Consider the following 15,131-nt stretch of genomic DNA (forward strand, 5'->3'; position numbering starts at 1 on the left):
GCTCGCTTGCCACTGCCCGCACGCGCACGCTCCGACCGCGCGCTGAAGCCGTGACATCGGTGCCACGGCAGTGCGTTCATCGCGGGCAGCAGCGCGACGAAGAGCTTCGATCGTCGCGCAGCGGCGGGGCGCGTGGATTGCCTCCTCCGGCGGTACCATGAGAGGAGGGGGGAGTACCGATGTCGACACCCGACGCCCGAGAATCGGATCAGACCCTGATCGGTTCGGTGCAACGCGCTCTGCGGCTCGTGGACATCGTCGCGAACGAGCCGCGACCGATGCCGGTCAAGGCGCTCGCCACGGCGAGTGGACTCACGGCCGGCACCACGTACAACCTCGTGCGCACCCTGGTGCACGAGGGGTATCTCGCCCGCGAACCTGACGGGCTGCTGCTCGGCGATCGATTCCCGGCCTTCCTCTCGGGGGATGCCGCGCATGGCGTGTTCCTCTCCCGCGTGCGCACGGCGCTGCGCGGCGTCACTGAAGAACTCGGCGTCACCGCCTACCTCTCGCGGTTCGACGACGGCGAGGTGAATCTCATCGACATCGTCGACGCCGAACACAACCCGCGCGTCGAACTCTGGGTCGGGCTGCACAGCAGCGCGCACGCCACGGCGCTCGGCAAGCAGATCTTGGCCGTGCTGCCGAGGGAGGACCGGCTCGACTACGTGTCGCGGCATCCGCTCGCCGAACTCACACCGCACACCATCAGTGATCGGCGGGTGCTGCTCGACCAGCTCGAGCGCTCGCACGAGAGTGTCGTCGACCGCGAGGAGTATGCGATCGGCTACACGTGCATCGCAGTGCCGGTACGCGCAGCGGGCATCACCGCTTCGCTCGCCGTGTCGCTGCCGACCGACCCGGGCAGTGCCGCCGGCGCCGCCCTCATCCAAGAGCTGCGCGGCGTGGCGGCCCGACTCTCGCTGCAACTCGGCACCGACCGCCTCGGGCAGTCGGGTGGCTGAGTCGGGCGCCTGGGTCGGCGGTGACGGATGCCGCGGCAGACGTCCGCGGCATCCGCTGTTCATCATCTGAAAATCTGGCACTGCCGTCGTGAGTCCCGCCCGGGTACCGTACAAGTACGCGCTGGGGGGCGCGTAGCTGCATCGCAGCACACGGTCGCATTGCGCGATCGGCACGGGGGGAGTTTCGGGTTCTTCCTCCGTGCGAGCGAATGGTGAGCGTGGGGGGAAGGTTCGGGTCCTTCTCCCCTCGCTACCATCCCTTCTCGGCGCACCTATCGTCTCGGCGCACCTATCGCGGTCGGCGGCGTACTCGGCTACCTTGGTGCCCAAGCCGACCTCGACCGATGCGGGCGAGACGCCGCATGAGATCGCCCGGCGGCTGATCGAGCAGATCGACTACCTTGCGCCACCTCGTCAGCAGCTGGGTTCAGCAGCCGGGGCCGGCAGGGTTGGTGTTGCAGTCGCCTTGGGTCAGGACGGTGTCGAATCGGCCGACGAGGACGCGTTGGGGGTCTCCGGTGGCGGCCAGGGTGCCGGAGATGGTCTGCCAACCGGATCCGGCGAACCGGTACTCGGCGCGCAGCACGACGTCGAGGGCGACGGTGTACTCGCCGGACTCGGCGAAGACGTGACTCGTGCCGGTCTGGGTGAACTCGCGTTGACCGAGTTGTGCCCATGTCGCACCAGGTGCGGCGTTCTCGACGGTGCCGCCGTCGCTGTGGGACCACCGGTATCCGACCGGTGTGAAGCGCACGTCGGCGGGCTGGCCGAGTAGGGTGCCGGGCACGATCTGCACGGATGCTCCGGCGGCGAAGTTCGCCGGAAGGTCTTCGACCGCCCAGCCCCCTGGTTCCATGCCGTTGTCCGGCTTCGCCGGCACGAACGACGCGATATCGCGCAGCGTGACTGTGACGCCCGGGGTGGGAGCGGCCGGCTCTGGCTCTGGTGTCGCTGCCGGTGGTACCGCGCAGATCTCCACGTTCAGTGGACTGCAGTTCTCCGGCGGCGGCGGTGCCGGCTCAGACTCGTGGAAGATCGGATCGGCCTCTTGCGGCTGCTCCAGGGATGGTGGACGACCCTCTTCGCTTCGACCCGGCGATTCCTCGCCACCAACGATCAGTTCCAGAATCACCTCCCGGGGCCCGACTTCTGAGTCGACCTCGCACCCGAGGACGACCGCGACGCTCGAACAGGTATCTGGCTGGGGATCTTCGGCTGCCACTCCCGTCCCGGGCGGTGAGAGGAGAGCCACGACGATACTGGCCGCCAGGGCTGTCAACAGAAGTCGTCGCCAGGCCATTGTTCGATCCGATCGATGAGCAGGTGTGCTGGCTCCTCGCTGTTCGACACGAGGAAGGCTTGCGATGGCACGCGATTGTCTCGCTCGGTCGGTGTCACATCGCTGCCGTCTGGGCCAATGATCCTGAGGTCGGTTACGTCACGGCAGAGGTAAATAGACACGGACGCGAGACCGTCTTTCTCACTGCGTTCGACCAACGAGACGGTATCGAATGCGCTCTCACCTTCAGCTCGCGCGCCAGCCGTACGGAACGCCTCGAACTCCTGGTAGAGCACTGCTGCGTGCTCGGACGTCACATACGGGTGGATCCGCTCAGGGTCTTGGCCCCCGTCGGCGAGGATTTCATCCGAGGTGGTGCTATACGACTCGTGGGCCTCGACGGCGGCGGCGAGGGCCTCCTCGTCTGACGCGAAGATCGGCTCGGCGGCATCCGCTGAGGGGGTCGATGTCGGCGTCGGGTCGCCGCTCGTGCATCCGCTCAGCAACAGTGCGATCGCGCCGATCGCGGCGAACCCGGCAAGCGGGTTGCGACGGTGGCGTCGCGCAGAACGAGAGAGGGGCATGGCGAATACCCTAGGCGAGCCCGCGCGCGAGGTGGCTGGTTATCCACAGCAGAGCTCGCGCGACCGCGCAACTGCGCGACAGCTCACTCCGGCGGCACGCCGAGGTCGCGCACGAGGTACGCCCACGGGAACGAGCGGCTGCCCACGATCCATCCGTCGTCTTCGTAGCGCCGCAACGGGCCGCGCCAGACCACGCGCTTGTGCTCCCACTGGGTCTCGGTGCGCACCATGCGGTGGCGCAGCATGGCGGCCTCGACGGTGTGCCAGCCCGACCGGCCCGCCAACTCCAGCTCGGCCATCTCGTCGAACGCGGTGACTGGGCCGAGCCACCGATATTCGAGACCATCGGTGGCGGCAGCATCGGCTCGTGCAGCGTCTCCGAATCGCTGCTGCGCCGCTTGCCGAGTCATCCCGAGCTCGGCGCCGATCGCCGACCAGCTGACGCCGCCCGCGCGAGCCGACTCGATCGCCTGACGAAGAATCGCGCGCACCTCGTGTTCTGCCTCGGCGCTCGCCCGGATGAGCGCGAGATGCCCGTCACGACCGATCTCGCCGTCGACCGCGACGTTGTCGAGGATCGCGAGCGTGACTGCGTCGCCGACGCCGGTCATCGATCGGCATCCTGGCTGGGCAGCCACCATCCGTCGACCTCTTTCGAGTGGGCCCGCGAGACGAGCCACCCGAGGGTGGTCGCGAGCGTCAGCGTGCCGACGAGCGTCAGTGCGACACCGACGCCCAGCACGATGCCGCGCACGAAGCCCTCGAGCATGACGATCGCCACCGTGTTGGCCGTGATGCCGAGCAGGATGGCGCCGAACCCGATCGACCACGTGGTGATGAGCTTGCGTTTCGATTGCGTTCCCACGCGTCAACCATAGGTTGACGCCGATCGGTCTGTCAATAAATGATTGACGCGATGCGCGATGGCATGGCATTGCATGGCTGCGAACGCATCACACCCCGTTCACCGTCTGCTCGATGCGCCGCAGGTACTGCTCGCGGTCGAGCGGGTTCTCGCCGATGCGGGCGCGTTCGGGCAAGACGCCGTGCACGGGTTCGTCGCCGTCGGGCTCCGACCGCAGTGCGCCCTCGCCGCGAGTGAGCCCCGGCAGCGCAGCGCGCAACCGGTCGAGTCGTCGCAGCGGAACTCGACCCGAGATGACGGCCGCGAAACGCTCCTCCTCGGTCGTGGTCGGCACGGCCTCGAGTCGGGTGATCGCCGAGAGCACCGATCCGAGGACATCGATGGGCACCTCGAGCTCGAAGCGATGCATCGGCTCGCAGACCACAGTGCCGGCCCGGGCGAGCGCGTCCATCACGACGAGCGGGGTGAGGGCGCGGAAGTCCGCCCCCGTGCTCGACATCGCCTTCGAGAAGCGCTGATGGGCGTGGCTCTGGCGCGGCGAGTACCCCGAGTGCGTCATCGTGACGATGCAGTCGAGTACATCCCAGGCCAGGAGTCCTTGCTCGAGCGTGCCGCGAACGGCCTGCTCGGTCGCGGCGAAGAACGCGGGCGGCATGGCCCCGGGTTCGATGCCGAGGCGGAACACGATGCCGCTGCCGGGCGGCGCGGGTTCGACGCGCAGGCCGACGGTCGCGAGGAAGGGATTGCCGCCGGTCTTGTTGAACTCCACGGCTTCGCCGACACCCGCGAGCCGCTCGACGCACACCACCGTCGACTCGCGAAAGCCGACCTCGAGTCCGTAACGCTCGGCGAGCATCGCCTGGATCACCTCCTTCTGCACCTCGCCCGCGAGCATGACCGTGATCTCGCCGCGCGCGTCGTCTTGCCGCAGATCGATGAACGGGTCCTGCTCGGCGAGCTCGGTGAGCGCCGAGAACACGGCGCCCGCGTGCGGCGGTGCGAACTCCGCGACCGACTGCAGCATCGGCCGGACGAGACCCGCCCCTTCAGCGGCGGTGCGTGATCGCATCCCGATGGCGGCGCCGATCTTCGCGTCGTCGAGTCCGCGTACGAGGGCGATACGGCCGGCCGGCGCGGCATCCGTCTCGACGACCGTGCCGTTTTCGAACGAGCGAATGCCGGTGATCTTGACCCCCTCTCGACCGGCGACGGTGACCCGGTCGCGCACCTGCAGGGTGCCGGCGCGCACGTGCACGAACACGTGGCGGTCGCCGCGGTCGTCGCGCTCGATCTTGAACACGGTCGCGGCGAGTTCGGCGTCGGCATCACGCTCGATGCCAGGCAGCAGCTCGCCGAGGTGGGCGAGCAGCTCGGGCACGCCCGCGCCCGTGCGCGCGGACCCGGCGAGGATGCCGTGCACGAACGCGCCCCGTGAGAGCTCGCCGAATCGCTCGCGCAGCCGCGCAGGAGGCGGCGGCGTGCCGTTCGCCCACGCCTCGAGCACGCGATCGTCACGTTCGGCGACGACCTCGAGCAGGCCATCGACGGATGCCCCGTGGCGGCGAGCTTCGACGGACGCAGCCGGCGTACCGGCATCCGTCACCGTCGAGAGCAACGCAACGCGCTCGCTGAGCCGGCGGCGGATGTCGGCGACGACGCGCAGCGGGTCGGCGCCGGCGCGATCGATCTTGTTCACGAAGAGGATGACGGGAAGGCCGAGCCGCTGGAGGGTGCGCAGGAGCACGACGGTCTGCGCCTGCACGCCCTCGACGGCCGACACGACGAGCACGGCGCCGTCGAGCACCGCGAGGGCGCGTTCGACCTCGGCGATGAAGTCCGAGTGGCCCGGGGTGTCGATCAGGTTGACGGTGAGCGCGGGCGCAGGCGCGTCGCCCGAAAGCTCGAAGGACACGACCGACGAGCGGATCGTGATGCCGCGGCGCCGTTCGAGGTCGAGCGAGTCGGTGACGGTCGTGCCGTCATCGACGCTGCCGGGGTGGTCGAGCACGCCGACCTCGGCGAGGAGGCGCTCAGTAAGAGAGGTCTTGCCGGCATCGACGTGCGCGACGATGCCGAGATTGAGGGTACGCACGAGTGGTCAGGTCCGTTCGGTCGCGGAAGAGGGTGAACGAAGGCGTGACCTGAGCTCGCATCGCCTTGCCCTCTCTCTTCGACGTCTCGTGACGGACTTCGTCGCTCGTGCAGCGACGAGCAATGATGTTACTCGCGCGGCGGCGGGTTGTGAAGGCCCTCGCCTGCCTCGCGGATCAGCTCGTGCAGCTGCGTGAGCGCGCCGCTCGCAGCTGCGAGTGCAGCGCGCTCCCGCTCGGGCAGCGCCGCGACGGCGTTCATGACGTCCGCGCTCCATGCCTCGGAGATCGCCTCGTGCTCGCGGGTGCCGTCGGCAGTCGCCCAGACGCGCACGACCCGGCGGTCCTCGGCGCTGCTCTCGCGGGTGATGAGTCCGCGGCCCTCGAGAGAGCGCAGCGCGGCCGAGGTGTTCGACTGCCGCAGGCCCAGCGTGCGGGCGAGCTCGCCCACGGTCGCGCCGGGGTCGTCGACGACCTGCTTGAGCAGCGCGACCTCGGTCGTCGGGATCGGCCCGACGTGCGCGCGCTCGGGGGCCCGCCGGTGGATGGTCCAGGCGAGCTCCCTGAGCGTGGTCGCGGCGCGATTCAGCGAGGCATCCTGCTCGAGTGAGCGCGGAGTGCGCGTGTCACGGCCGTTCGATCCCATTGGGCAAAGTGTAGGTCGGCGAGAGACCCGTGCCGGTCAGTACTGCTGCGCGAGGGTGTCGAGCACGACGTTCGTCGCGGTGATGTTGTCGAAGCCGGGCTTGAGGCCCTTCTCCCACTCCGCGATGGCCAGGCAGGTATCGACGACGAGCTTGCAGCGCTCGTAGCGGCGGGCCGTGTAGGCGTCGAAGGCGTGCTCGTGGTCATCGTGCCGTTGCAGTTCCTCGGCGAGCACGATGCCGTCTTCGATCGCCTGCGCGGCACCCTGGCCGAGGTGCGGGGTGACGGTGTGCACGGCGTCGCCGATCAGCACGACGCGGCCCTTGTGCCACGGTGCCGGGGCGATGAGCGACTCCTCCGGCCGCACCACGATGTCGGCATCGGGCTGCAGGATCTCGTCGCGCAGCCTGCCGGTGAGCCATCCGAAGCCCTCGAGGTGCTGCTTGAGCGCCGGATAGATCTCGTCGCCCTTCGGTCGCTGGTCGCGTTCGTACTCGGCATTGAAGAAGAAGTAGGCGAGATCCTTGCCGATGGGCACGAAGCCGGCCATGCCGGTCGGGCCGGGTTGCAGGATGATGCGGTCGATCTCGGGCAGCCGGGGCATGTTCAGGCGGAAGGCGCTCTGGCCGATGTAATACGGCCGGAGCTGCTCGTCGAGCACGTGCTCGCGCACCTGCGAGCGCACGCCGTCGGCGCCCACGACGAGGTCGTAGCGCTCGGAGCTGCCGTCTTCGTAGCGCACGGTGACGCCGTCGTCGTGCTGCTCGAGTGTGTCGAAGGAGGTCGAGTAGCGGATGACGACGCCGACCTCGAGCGCCCGCGCGGTGAGGATCTCGTGCAGTCGCGGACGGGTGATGCCGTTCATCGCCGGGTATTCGGCACCCTCGATCTTCGTTGCCGTCATGTCGCGGAGCTTGCCGCCGTCGGCGTCGTACATCGACCCCCACTCGTTGGCGCCGTAGCCGTCGGCCATGCATGCGTCGGCGCAGCCGATCGCGTCGAGCGCGCGCATCGCGTTCGCGGGCTGGATGATGCCGACGCCGAAGACGGACGAGTGCACGTCCGCTTGCTTCTCGATGACGGTGACGTCGAGTCCTGCGTTGGCGCGCAGGGCGATGGCGGTGGCGAGTCCGCCGATGCCTCCGCCGACGACAAGGATGCTGCGGTCGCTCATATGGAGTTCCTCACATAGGCCCGCCGGCGCACCGTTGCGCCGGTCCGACGGGCTGTCGATGTTTCGATCGACATATATATGGTCACATAAGCAACCACTGCTGAGCATTGCGGACTGCGCAACGTCACGTTGCAACGTCGGGCGCTTCGCGGACGCTCGCAGTCAGTCGTCGAGGTCGTCGACCGCGTCGAGGATCGCGACGAGGTCGCAGTGCACGAGGGCGCCGCCGCCCAGCCGCGCCGCGATCACCTGGCGTGCCGGCCGGTCGTCGGGGTCCGGAAACATGGCGAGCCACTCGCGGTTCAGTGCCCCACGGTCGTCGGGATCGACGAGGTGCACCGTGAGCTTGACGATGTCGTCGGTCGACCCGCCGGCTGCCGCCATCAGGGCGCGGATGTGCCGGAAGACGTTGGCGCATTGCGCGTCGAGGCCCGGCGGCATTGCACCGCTCGCCGGGTCGCGACCGGTCAGTGCCCCGGAGTGGACGTGGGCGCCGATGCGACTCGCAGCCGGGATCGGATTGCGGTGCGAGTGACCGGGAAGGTGGATGCTGCGGCGGCGAGGCATGTCACCGGCCCTCGGGCACCGCGCGACCCTCGAGCACCACGTGGTTCTCGATCGCGCCGAGCCCCTCGATCTCGGCGCGCACGACATCGCCGTCCTTGAGGAACCGCCCGGTCGGTGCGCCGATGCCTGCGGGCGTGCCGGTGGCGAGGATGTCGCCGGGCATGAGCGTCATGACCTGCGTGAGGTAGGCGATCTGCTGGGAGATGTCGTAGATCATGTCGTCGGTCCGGAAGCGCTGCCGCTCCTCGCCGTTGACCGTCAGGCGCATGCCGAGCGCGAGCGGATCCTCGATCTCGTCGTCGGTCGTGAGCCACGGGCCGATGGGGCCGTGCGTGTCGAACGACTTGCCGAGCGTGAACGTGGGGGAGCGCTTCTGCAGCCAGTCCCGCACCGACACGTCGTTCACGACGAGGTAGCCGGCGATGACGGAGCGCGCGTCTTCGACCGCAACGTGGCGGCAGCGCTGACCGATCACCACCCCGAGCTCGATCTCGTAGTCCAGCGCGTCCGACACGATCGGCTTCTCGATGTCGTCGAACGGCCCGGTGATGCACGAGACCTGCTTGTTGAACCACAATTGGCTCGTCGGCGTCGGGATGCCGGCCGCTGCGGCCTCGACCGCGTGCTCCCGGTAGTTCATGCCGATGCCGAGAAACTTCTGCGGGTCGTCGATGGGCGCTTCGAGTCGGATGTCTGCGATCTCGTGCTTGGGCCCGTCGGCTCCCTCGATCGCCGGCCGCAGTTCGTCGAGCCGGGGCAGGATCGCGCGCAGCGAGGTGCCGATTCCGGGCACGTCTCTGAGGTCGGTGACGACGCCGTCGTCCACCCGGCCGAGCATGATCGGGCCATCGCCGCTGCGGAACCGTGCGAGCCTCATCGCGCTTGCTCCCGAGCCGCGGCCTGCTGCGGCGCCGCGCGCTGTGACTCCGCCTGCTGTTCGGAGGGCAGCGCACCCCATGCCTGCTCCGCCGTCGGCGTCAGCTGGAACAGGATGAATCGCCAGCCGAGCTCGGCATCGGCCGATCGCACGAGCACCTGGGTGGCGACGCCGCCGAGCGTGCGTTCGCCGCCCTCCTTGGTGCGGAGCCGGTTCACGAGATCGCCCGTCATGACGGCGACGTCGCCGATGAGCCGGATGTCGAGGTCGCCCCGCGTCGTGTCGAGGTACGGCCTGCGGGTCGCGACGTGCTCGAGCAATTGCGCCTTCGAGTGCATCAGGCCGGGGGCGTGGATGTGCACGAGCGTCTCGTCGAACAGCTCGTCGAGCGTCTCGAGGTCGCCGTCGAACAGGGCCTGCAGGCGACGCTCCTCGACGGCGCGCAGTGCTCCGGCGGTCGCGGCATCCGCTTTCGTCACGCCGGTCATCGCGTAGCTTCTTCGGCGGGAGAACTCAGAACTGCGGATGCCGCGTGGCGCGAGGATTCCCAGGTTCGGAACCCCGTCGCCTCTCCGGCCTCGACACCGGGTCGTGGCTGACCGACCAGGCGGTGGTAGCCGCTGAAGATCTCATCCGCCTCGGCGAGCGGCAGCACCTGCTCGATGTCGTCGAACGGTTTGCCGTCGGTGCGCTCGGCGACCATTCGGCGGATCACCTCGTAGCCCTCGCCGCGCATCGACATGATGATGCGGTTGACGCCCTCGCGGCGAGCGGCGTCGTAGGCGACGAACGCCGCGTGGGGGTCGTCGTGGGCGCTGAGCTGCTCGGCCACGACGCGCGCGTCGAGGAAGGCCTGGCACACGCCGTTGCCGCCGCGCGGGTACATCGCGTGCGCGGCGTCGCCCAGCAGCACCACGCGGCCGTCGACCCAGTCGTCGAGCGGTTCGTGCCGGATGAGCGGGAAGAGGTAGACCTCGCGTGCGTCACTGATCAACTGCTGGATATCGACGTAGTCGATGTCGACGCTCTCGTACAGCGGCACGATGTCGTCGACCGAGCCGAGCTGGTTCCAATCCTCGATCGTCTCCTCGCCCTCCTTCTCGACCACCCAGTTGATCAGCTGCTTGCCGGTGCCCTCGAAGTCGTCGGCGATCGGGTAGACGATCATCGTCGAGATTCGGGGGTCGCCGATGTGCAGGATGGTGTGGCCGTCGCGGATCGGCTCGCGGAGCGTCGTGCCGCGGTACATCGTGATGCCCGAGTACACCGGCTCCGCCTGGTTCGGGTGCATCTGGCGGCGCACGGGCGACTTGATGCCGTCGGCCGCGATGACGCCGTCGTGCCGCACTTGCTCCTTGCGGCCGTCACGGTGCTCGATGTCGAGCGTGACGCCGGTCTCATCCTGGCGGTAGGCGACCACACGTGCGCCCAACACGACAGCGTCATCGCCGAGGCGTTCGAGCACGGCGTCGTAGAAGAGCATCTGCAGCGAGCCGCGGTGCACGAAGCGCTGCTCGTGCTCGTACCCCATGTGCACGCCGCACTTCTCTGCGTAGATCTCCTGGCCGAAGTGGTTGTAGAAGATCGAGTCGACGGCATCGACCGACATGGCGCGGAATTCCTCGAGCAGCCCCAGCTCCTCGATCTCTTTGGCGCCGTAGACCTTGATGTCGACGCCGACGCCGAGGGGCTGCAGCTCGGTGACGCTCTCGTAGATGCGCGTGCGGATTCCCTGCTGATGCAAACGCAGGGCAGTGACCAGGCCGCCGGGCCCCGCGCCGATGATCGCGATGTCGTGCATATTGGATCCTTTCTGATGCGCGCGCCTTCGCGCGCCGGTCTTGTCGCGCCGCCGCTCAGGCGGCGTCGCGAGCCTCCACGCCGAAGCGCTCGGCCAGGAACTGCCGGGTCGACTGCCAGGAGCGCTCCGATGCGCGTGCGCTGTAGCCGACGCCTGGCGGCATGCCCGGCAAGTCCGATTTCGGGTTCGTGTACGCGTGCCTGGCGCCGCTGTAGAGGTCGACCTCCCAGCCGATGCCCGCGCCGTCGAGGTCCGCCTGGAGTGCTGCGCGTTGTTCGGTCGTCGCCATGGGGTCGGCCGCGCCCGTGCAGACGAGCACGCCGATGCCCGACGTCGCCGCCGACCAGTCGCGCTCGAGCAGGTCGAGACCGCCGTGGATGCTGACCGCGCCGATGATGTCGCCGCCGGTGCGCACATACTCGAGCGCGCCCGCACCGCCGAAGCAGTAGCCGAGCGCGACGATCCGCGCGGCGTCGACCTCGGGCTGCGCCGCCGCCGTCTGGTGCGCCGCCGCCACGCGCGCCATCCACTCGCCGCGGTCGGCCACCATGGCGCCGATGAGCGGGCCGATGTCCGGGCCGCCCGCCGGAGTGTGCCGGTCGCCCCACACGTCCGCGGCGAACACGGCGTAGCCGAGTTCGGCGTAGCGGTGGGCGTGTGCGATGGCATCCTCGCCGAGGCCGAACGCGTCGTGCAGCAGCAGTACGGTCGGCAGCTCGCCCGCGCCCCCGGGCGCGACGAGCAGGCCGGTCATCTCGGTGCCATCGTGGGCGTATTCGATGTCGCGAGCCTCGATGTCGCGAACGGTCAAGACTGGCATTGCGCTCCTTCCGGCGAGCGCAACGGCGGGCGCTCGTCGCGCCGGCTGGTCAGTCGGTACGCGCGCGCTTGAACCAGTCCGTGATGAACCTGAGGAAGATCTTGACCCGCTCGGGGGTGGCGTCGCCGGGTGCGTGCAGCGCGTACAGCGAGCGCGTCGGCGGGGGCAGATGCGGCAGCACCTCGACCACCTCGGCTGCGCGCGCCGAGTGCTGCACGAGCGTTCGCGGCACATGCCCGATGCCGCATCCGAGCTCGATCATCTGCTCGATGATCGAGTAGGCGTTCGAGGTGAACGCCGGATCCTGCACGCGCAGCCGCGTCGCCTCGTCGCCCTCGCCGAGGTGCCAGACCGGGTCGCCCGTGTGCGTCAGCAGGTCGTGATCGCTGAGCTCCGTCGGCGACGCCGGCGTGCCGCGTCGTTCCAGATAGGTTGAGGATGCCGCCAGCATGAACGGCAGCTCCGTGATGCGCCGCACCTTGACCCGCGAGTCCGATGGGTGCCGCGCGTGGAACGCGATGTCGAAGCCCTGGTCGAGGAAGTCGTGCGTGCGGTCGGAGATACCCCCGAGCTGCAGCTTCACGCGGATGCCGGGATGCTCGAGCCGGAACTCCCCGATCGCGAGGCCGAGTTCCTGCAGGCCGATCCACTTCGGGCTGATGATCGACAGCCTGCCCTCGGTCGAGCGCTTCGTCTGCGACAGCGCGGCATCCTGGTCGTCGATCTCCGACAGGATGCGCTCGGCGAACTCCGCGTACTGCTCCCCGTCGAGCGTGAGCGAGACCGACCTGGCCGTGCGGTTCACGAGTCGCACGCCCAATTGGCCCTCGAGGTCGGCGACATGGCGCGACACGAGCGAGGGCGAGATGCTGAGCTCGGCGGCTGCCGCGCTGAACGAGGGCGCATGCGCGACGGAGACGAGCGTCCGCATGACGGCGAACCGATCCACGAGAACGCTCCTTCGAGTCCGTGACGATGCGGATCCTGCTCCGGAGGGGGCGGCCGCACGAATTCGAAGTATATCGATGCACAAATGCCTCCTCTGGGTGCGAACGGTCGTCGGTGCGAGCGGCGCTCGATGACACCCGGCGAAGTCGGGCGTGATTGCAGGCTAGCCACGGGGAGGGCGAGACGGACCCGTGATCTGTGCAAACTAAGCGTGCAGGCCGGAACCTGTCGCCGGCGCCATCCGCAACGTACATTTGCGGCCAGTGCCACTGGCACCGCCTCATCGCCCCACCGCCCCCCGCACAGGAAGCCGGACCAATGACGGTCGTCGATATCAACATCCACCACCTGCCCGAGGATCTCTTCTCGAACGAGAAGATCCTGAACGGGTTCCTCGGCAGTGCGCCGCGTGGCTTCGGCGAGATCGCCAGGGTCGAGACGATGGAGTCCGGCAAGCGGCACCTCATTCTCGAGAAGCCGGCCGGTCACCAGAACCTCAACTATGTCGAGGGCGACTATTCGGCCGACGCGAAGCTCGCCGCGATGGACGAGGCCGGTGTCGACTACGGCATCATGCGCGTGCCGGTGTGGCAGGAGTGGCTCGATCTCGAGACGTGCAAGGCGGTCAACGACAATGCGTTCTCGATCGCCGAGCGCTCGGGCGGCCGACTCTTCGCTACCGTCTGCCTCCCGCCGTGGGGCCGCGCCGACATGATCGACGAGCTCAAGCGCTGCGTCGATCGCGGCGCAGTCGGGGTGCAGCTGGCCTGCCACTACGGGCAGCTCTACCTCGACGACGCGGTGTTCGAGCCCTACCTCGAGGTGCTCAACGAGGTCGGGCTGCCAGTGATCGTGCATCACACCCCGCTGCCGGTCGAGTGGCGTTCGGTCGTCGACTACACGAACCTGCGGCGCGAGTACGGCCGCATCATCGACCAGTCGACCGCGGTCGGCCGCGAACTCTTCAGCGGCATGTTCGACCGCTTCCCCAACCTGCGCTTCATCCACACGATGCTCGGTGGCAACTGGTTCGCGAACACCGCCCTGCTCACGCCCCACAAGCCGAACAAGGTCGAGGCGCTGCAGCGCCTCGATCCGACCGGCGGCGAGAAGATCCAGCAGTACTTGCGGGAGAACATCTTCTTCGACCTCACGCACCCGCACTCGTGGGGGAAGGCCCAGATCGAAGCCGCACTGCAGATCAACGGCGCCGACCACTACCTCTTCGGCTCCTCGTTCCCCGTCTTCTACAGCTGGATGAGCCAAGGCGTCGAGTTCATGACGAACGAGGTCGAGATCTCTGCAGCAGACCGCGAACTCGTCATGTCGGGCAACGCGAAGCGGATGTTCGACCTGCCCATCTAGAGAGTCCCTCGGCCGTCACCGCGAGGGCCACAGCATCGCGCGGCCGAGCCGCGACCCGAACGTCGCGCGACGAAGCGCAGACAGGAGTGACCGTCCCATGGCCGGTACCACGACGAAGACCTTGCCCGAGACGGCGGTCGTGCAGCGCGTCGACCCGACGCCGCCTGCCCGCTCTTGGCTGGCGGAGATTCCGCAGCGGTTCGCCGTGATCGGCGTCTGGATCGCCATGGCCGTGCTGTTCGCGGTGCTCCTGCCGCAGACGTTCCTCACCTTCGGCGCATTCCGGGCGATCTTCGGCGGGCAGCAGGCGCTCGTCTTCCTCGCCGCGGCGCTGCTCGTCACGATCATCGTCGGCGAGTTCGTCGACATGTCGGTCGCGGCGAACTTCGGGTTCGCAGCGATCGTCGTACCGGTGCTGCACACGACGCACGGCTGGAACGTGTGGCTCGCGATTCTCGCCGCGATCGTGGCCTCGACGCTCGTCGGGCTCGTGAACGCCTGGCTCATCGTGCGGGTCGGGGTCAACACGATCGTCGTGACGCTCGGCATGGCGACGGTGCTGCTCGGCGTCTCGCTCGGCATCGCGAACATGACCGCGGTGAGCGGGCTACCCGGCTGGCTCGGCCAGGGGCTGCTCTTCAACCTCCTCGGCCTGCCGGTCACGTTCTACCTGGGCCTCGCCCTCATGCTCGCGTTCGCCTACGTGCTCGCCTTCACGCCGCTCGGGCGCAACATGCGCTTCGTCGGCGCGAATCGCGAGGTGGCGAGGCTCGCCGGGGTGCGCGTGACGCGCATCCGCATGGGCGCATTCGTCGTCGCCGGCCTGATCGCCGGCCTGGGCGGGGTCATCGCCGCATCGGCGACTGGCGGCTTCGACCCGAACGTGGCGAACATGTATCTGTTGCCGATGTTCGCGGCCGTGTTCCTCGGCACCGCCATCCTGCAGCCCGGCCGCTTCACCCCGCTCGGCGCGCTCATCGCCGTCTACTTCCTCGCGACGGGCGTGCTCGGCCTGCAGTTGCTGGGCGCCTCGTCGTGGGTCTCGAACGTCTTCTACGGCGGGGTGCTCGTCATCGCCGTCACCCTGTCGACCGTGCTCAGTCGAAGACGCTGAGCCCCCGCGGCATCCGCCCTCGACGCAGCAGGCCGCA

Annotated in this window: 17 protein-coding genes; 4 read left to right on the top strand and 13 right to left on the bottom strand. The window is 68.7% G+C overall.

Annotation, left to right across the window (positions count from 1 at the left end; translation table 11 throughout):
• Positions 1–179 precede the first annotated feature (179 nt).
• Positions 180–965, top strand: a complete 786-nt coding sequence (locus AC1C2S_RS11095; protein ID WP_495352580.1) for an IclR family transcriptional regulator — start codon at positions 180–182, stop codon at positions 963–965.
• A gap of 427 nt (positions 966–1,392) precedes the next feature.
• On the opposite strand, the gene AC1C2S_RS11100 is transcribed toward AC1C2S_RS11095, so the two are convergent.
• Positions 1,393–1,845 (bottom strand): hypothetical protein, encoded by a 453-nt coding sequence (locus AC1C2S_RS11100; protein ID WP_495352581.1) that lies wholly within the window; start codon positions 1,843–1,845, stop codon positions 1,393–1,395.
• Positions 1,846–1,992: 147 nt separating this feature from the next.
• On the opposite strand from AC1C2S_RS11100, the gene AC1C2S_RS11105 reads away from it, so the two are divergent.
• Positions 1,993–2,118, top strand: a complete 126-nt coding sequence (locus tag AC1C2S_RS11105; protein ID WP_495352582.1) for a hypothetical protein — start codon at positions 1,993–1,995, stop codon at positions 2,116–2,118.
• 122 nt (positions 2,119–2,240) lie between these two features.
• Here the strand turns inward: AC1C2S_RS11105 and AC1C2S_RS11110 are convergent, their stop codons facing one another.
• The 12 genes from AC1C2S_RS11110 to AC1C2S_RS11165 all read right to left on the bottom strand — a co-directional run bounded on the left by AC1C2S_RS11110 (position 2,241) and on the right by AC1C2S_RS11165 (position 12,616).
• A complete protein-coding gene (locus AC1C2S_RS11110) occupies positions 2,241–2,828 on the bottom strand; it encodes a hypothetical protein (RefSeq protein WP_495352583.1) in 588 nt (195 codons plus the stop codon).
• An 83-nt stretch (positions 2,829–2,911) separates the two neighbouring features.
• Positions 2,912–3,439, bottom strand: a complete 528-nt coding sequence (locus AC1C2S_RS11115) for a hypothetical protein (protein ID WP_495352584.1) — start codon at positions 3,437–3,439, stop codon at positions 2,912–2,914.
• Positions 3,436–3,693, bottom strand: a complete 258-nt coding sequence (locus AC1C2S_RS11120) for a hypothetical protein (RefSeq protein WP_495352585.1) — start codon at positions 3,691–3,693, stop codon at positions 3,436–3,438. Before AC1C2S_RS11120 ends, AC1C2S_RS11115 begins: the two co-directional genes overlap by 4 nt.
• Positions 3,694–3,781: 88 nt before the next feature.
• Positions 3,782–5,785 (bottom strand): GTP-binding protein, encoded by a 2,004-nt coding sequence (locus AC1C2S_RS11125; protein ID WP_495352586.1) that lies wholly within the window; start codon positions 5,783–5,785, stop codon positions 3,782–3,784.
• A 128-nt stretch (positions 5,786–5,913) separates the two neighbouring features.
• Positions 5,914–6,429, bottom strand: a complete 516-nt coding sequence (locus AC1C2S_RS11130; RefSeq protein ID WP_495352587.1) for a MarR family winged helix-turn-helix transcriptional regulator — start codon at positions 6,427–6,429, stop codon at positions 5,914–5,916.
• A 36-nt stretch (positions 6,430–6,465) separates the two neighbouring features.
• On the bottom strand, positions 6,466–7,602 hold the full coding sequence (locus AC1C2S_RS11135) for an FAD-dependent oxidoreductase (protein WP_495352588.1): 1,137 nt from the start codon (positions 7,600–7,602) through the stop codon (positions 6,466–6,468).
• Between the two features lie 162 nt (positions 7,603–7,764).
• Positions 7,765–8,169 (bottom strand): RidA family protein, encoded by a 405-nt coding sequence (locus AC1C2S_RS11140; RefSeq protein ID WP_495352589.1) that lies wholly within the window; start codon positions 8,167–8,169, stop codon positions 7,765–7,767.
• 1 nt (position 8,170) lies between these two features.
• The gene (locus AC1C2S_RS11145) at positions 8,171–9,046 is read right to left on the bottom strand and encodes a fumarylacetoacetate hydrolase family protein (RefSeq protein WP_495352590.1); all 876 of its coding nucleotides are present in this window, start codon (positions 9,044–9,046) and stop codon (positions 8,171–8,173) included.
• Complete coding sequence (locus tag AC1C2S_RS11150) at positions 9,043–9,534, bottom strand: nuclear transport factor 2 family protein (RefSeq protein WP_495352591.1); 492 nt, start codon at positions 9,532–9,534, stop codon at positions 9,043–9,045. The genes AC1C2S_RS11145 and AC1C2S_RS11150 overlap by 4 nt, the downstream gene beginning before the upstream one ends.
• A complete protein-coding gene (locus tag AC1C2S_RS11155) occupies positions 9,531–10,847 on the bottom strand; it encodes an FAD-dependent monooxygenase (protein ID WP_495352592.1) in 1,317 nt (438 codons plus the stop codon). Before AC1C2S_RS11155 ends, AC1C2S_RS11150 begins: the two co-directional genes overlap by 4 nt.
• 55 nt (positions 10,848–10,902) lie before the next feature.
• Positions 10,903–11,667, bottom strand: coding sequence for a dienelactone hydrolase family protein (locus tag AC1C2S_RS11160; protein ID WP_495352593.1), 765 nt, complete (start codon positions 11,665–11,667; stop codon positions 10,903–10,905).
• A gap of 49 nt (positions 11,668–11,716) precedes the next feature.
• Positions 11,717–12,616 carry a LysR family transcriptional regulator gene (locus AC1C2S_RS11165; RefSeq protein WP_495352594.1) on the bottom strand — a complete coding sequence of 300 codons (900 nt, stop codon included), beginning with the start codon at positions 12,614–12,616 and terminating at the stop codon, positions 11,717–11,719.
• Between the two features lie 317 nt (positions 12,617–12,933).
• Between AC1C2S_RS11165 and AC1C2S_RS11170 the strand changes: the two genes are divergently transcribed.
• A complete protein-coding gene (locus AC1C2S_RS11170) occupies positions 12,934–13,980 on the top strand; it encodes an amidohydrolase family protein (RefSeq protein ID WP_495352595.1) in 1,047 nt (348 codons plus the stop codon).
• A gap of 97 nt (positions 13,981–14,077) precedes the next feature.
• A complete protein-coding gene (locus AC1C2S_RS11175; RefSeq protein ID WP_495352596.1) occupies positions 14,078–15,094 on the top strand; it encodes an ABC transporter permease in 1,017 nt (338 codons plus the stop codon).
• Positions 15,095–15,131: the final 37 nt, after the last annotated feature.

The sequence above is a fragment of the Agromyces sp. Y782 genome, from assembly GCF_059445405.1.

Excerpts from the sequence above, each read along its gene's own strand:
- AC1C2S_RS11095 (WP_495352580.1), top strand. The coding sequence starts at position 180 with ATGTCGACACCCGACGCCCGAGAATCGGATCAGACCCTGATCGGTTCG.
- AC1C2S_RS11110 (WP_495352583.1), bottom strand. The coding sequence starts at position 2,828 with ATGCCCCTCTCTCGTTCTGCGCGACGCCACCGTCGCAACCCGCTTGCC.
- AC1C2S_RS11115 (WP_495352584.1), bottom strand. The coding sequence starts at position 3,439 with ATGACCGGCGTCGGCGACGCAGTCACGCTCGCGATCCTCGACAACGTC.
- AC1C2S_RS11130 (WP_495352587.1), bottom strand. The coding sequence starts at position 6,429 with ATGGGATCGAACGGCCGTGACACGCGCACTCCGCGCTCACTCGAGCAG.
- AC1C2S_RS11135 (WP_495352588.1), bottom strand. The coding sequence starts at position 7,602 with ATGAGCGACCGCAGCATCCTTGTCGTCGGCGGAGGCATCGGCGGACTC.
- AC1C2S_RS11140 (WP_495352589.1), bottom strand. The coding sequence starts at position 8,169 with ATGCCTCGCCGCCGCAGCATCCACCTTCCCGGTCACTCGCACCGCAAT.
- AC1C2S_RS11145 (WP_495352590.1), bottom strand. The coding sequence starts at position 9,046 with ATGAGGCTCGCACGGTTCCGCAGCGGCGATGGCCCGATCATGCTCGGC.
- AC1C2S_RS11150 (WP_495352591.1), bottom strand. The coding sequence starts at position 9,534 with ATGACCGGCGTGACGAAAGCGGATGCCGCGACCGCCGGAGCACTGCGC.
- AC1C2S_RS11155 (WP_495352592.1), bottom strand. The coding sequence starts at position 10,847 with ATGCACGACATCGCGATCATCGGCGCGGGGCCCGGCGGCCTGGTCACT.
- AC1C2S_RS11160 (WP_495352593.1), bottom strand. The coding sequence starts at position 11,667 with ATGCCAGTCTTGACCGTTCGCGACATCGAGGCTCGCGACATCGAATAC.
- AC1C2S_RS11170 (WP_495352595.1), top strand. The coding sequence starts at position 12,934 with ATGACGGTCGTCGATATCAACATCCACCACCTGCCCGAGGATCTCTTC.
- AC1C2S_RS11175 (WP_495352596.1), top strand. The coding sequence starts at position 14,078 with ATGGCCGGTACCACGACGAAGACCTTGCCCGAGACGGCGGTCGTGCAG.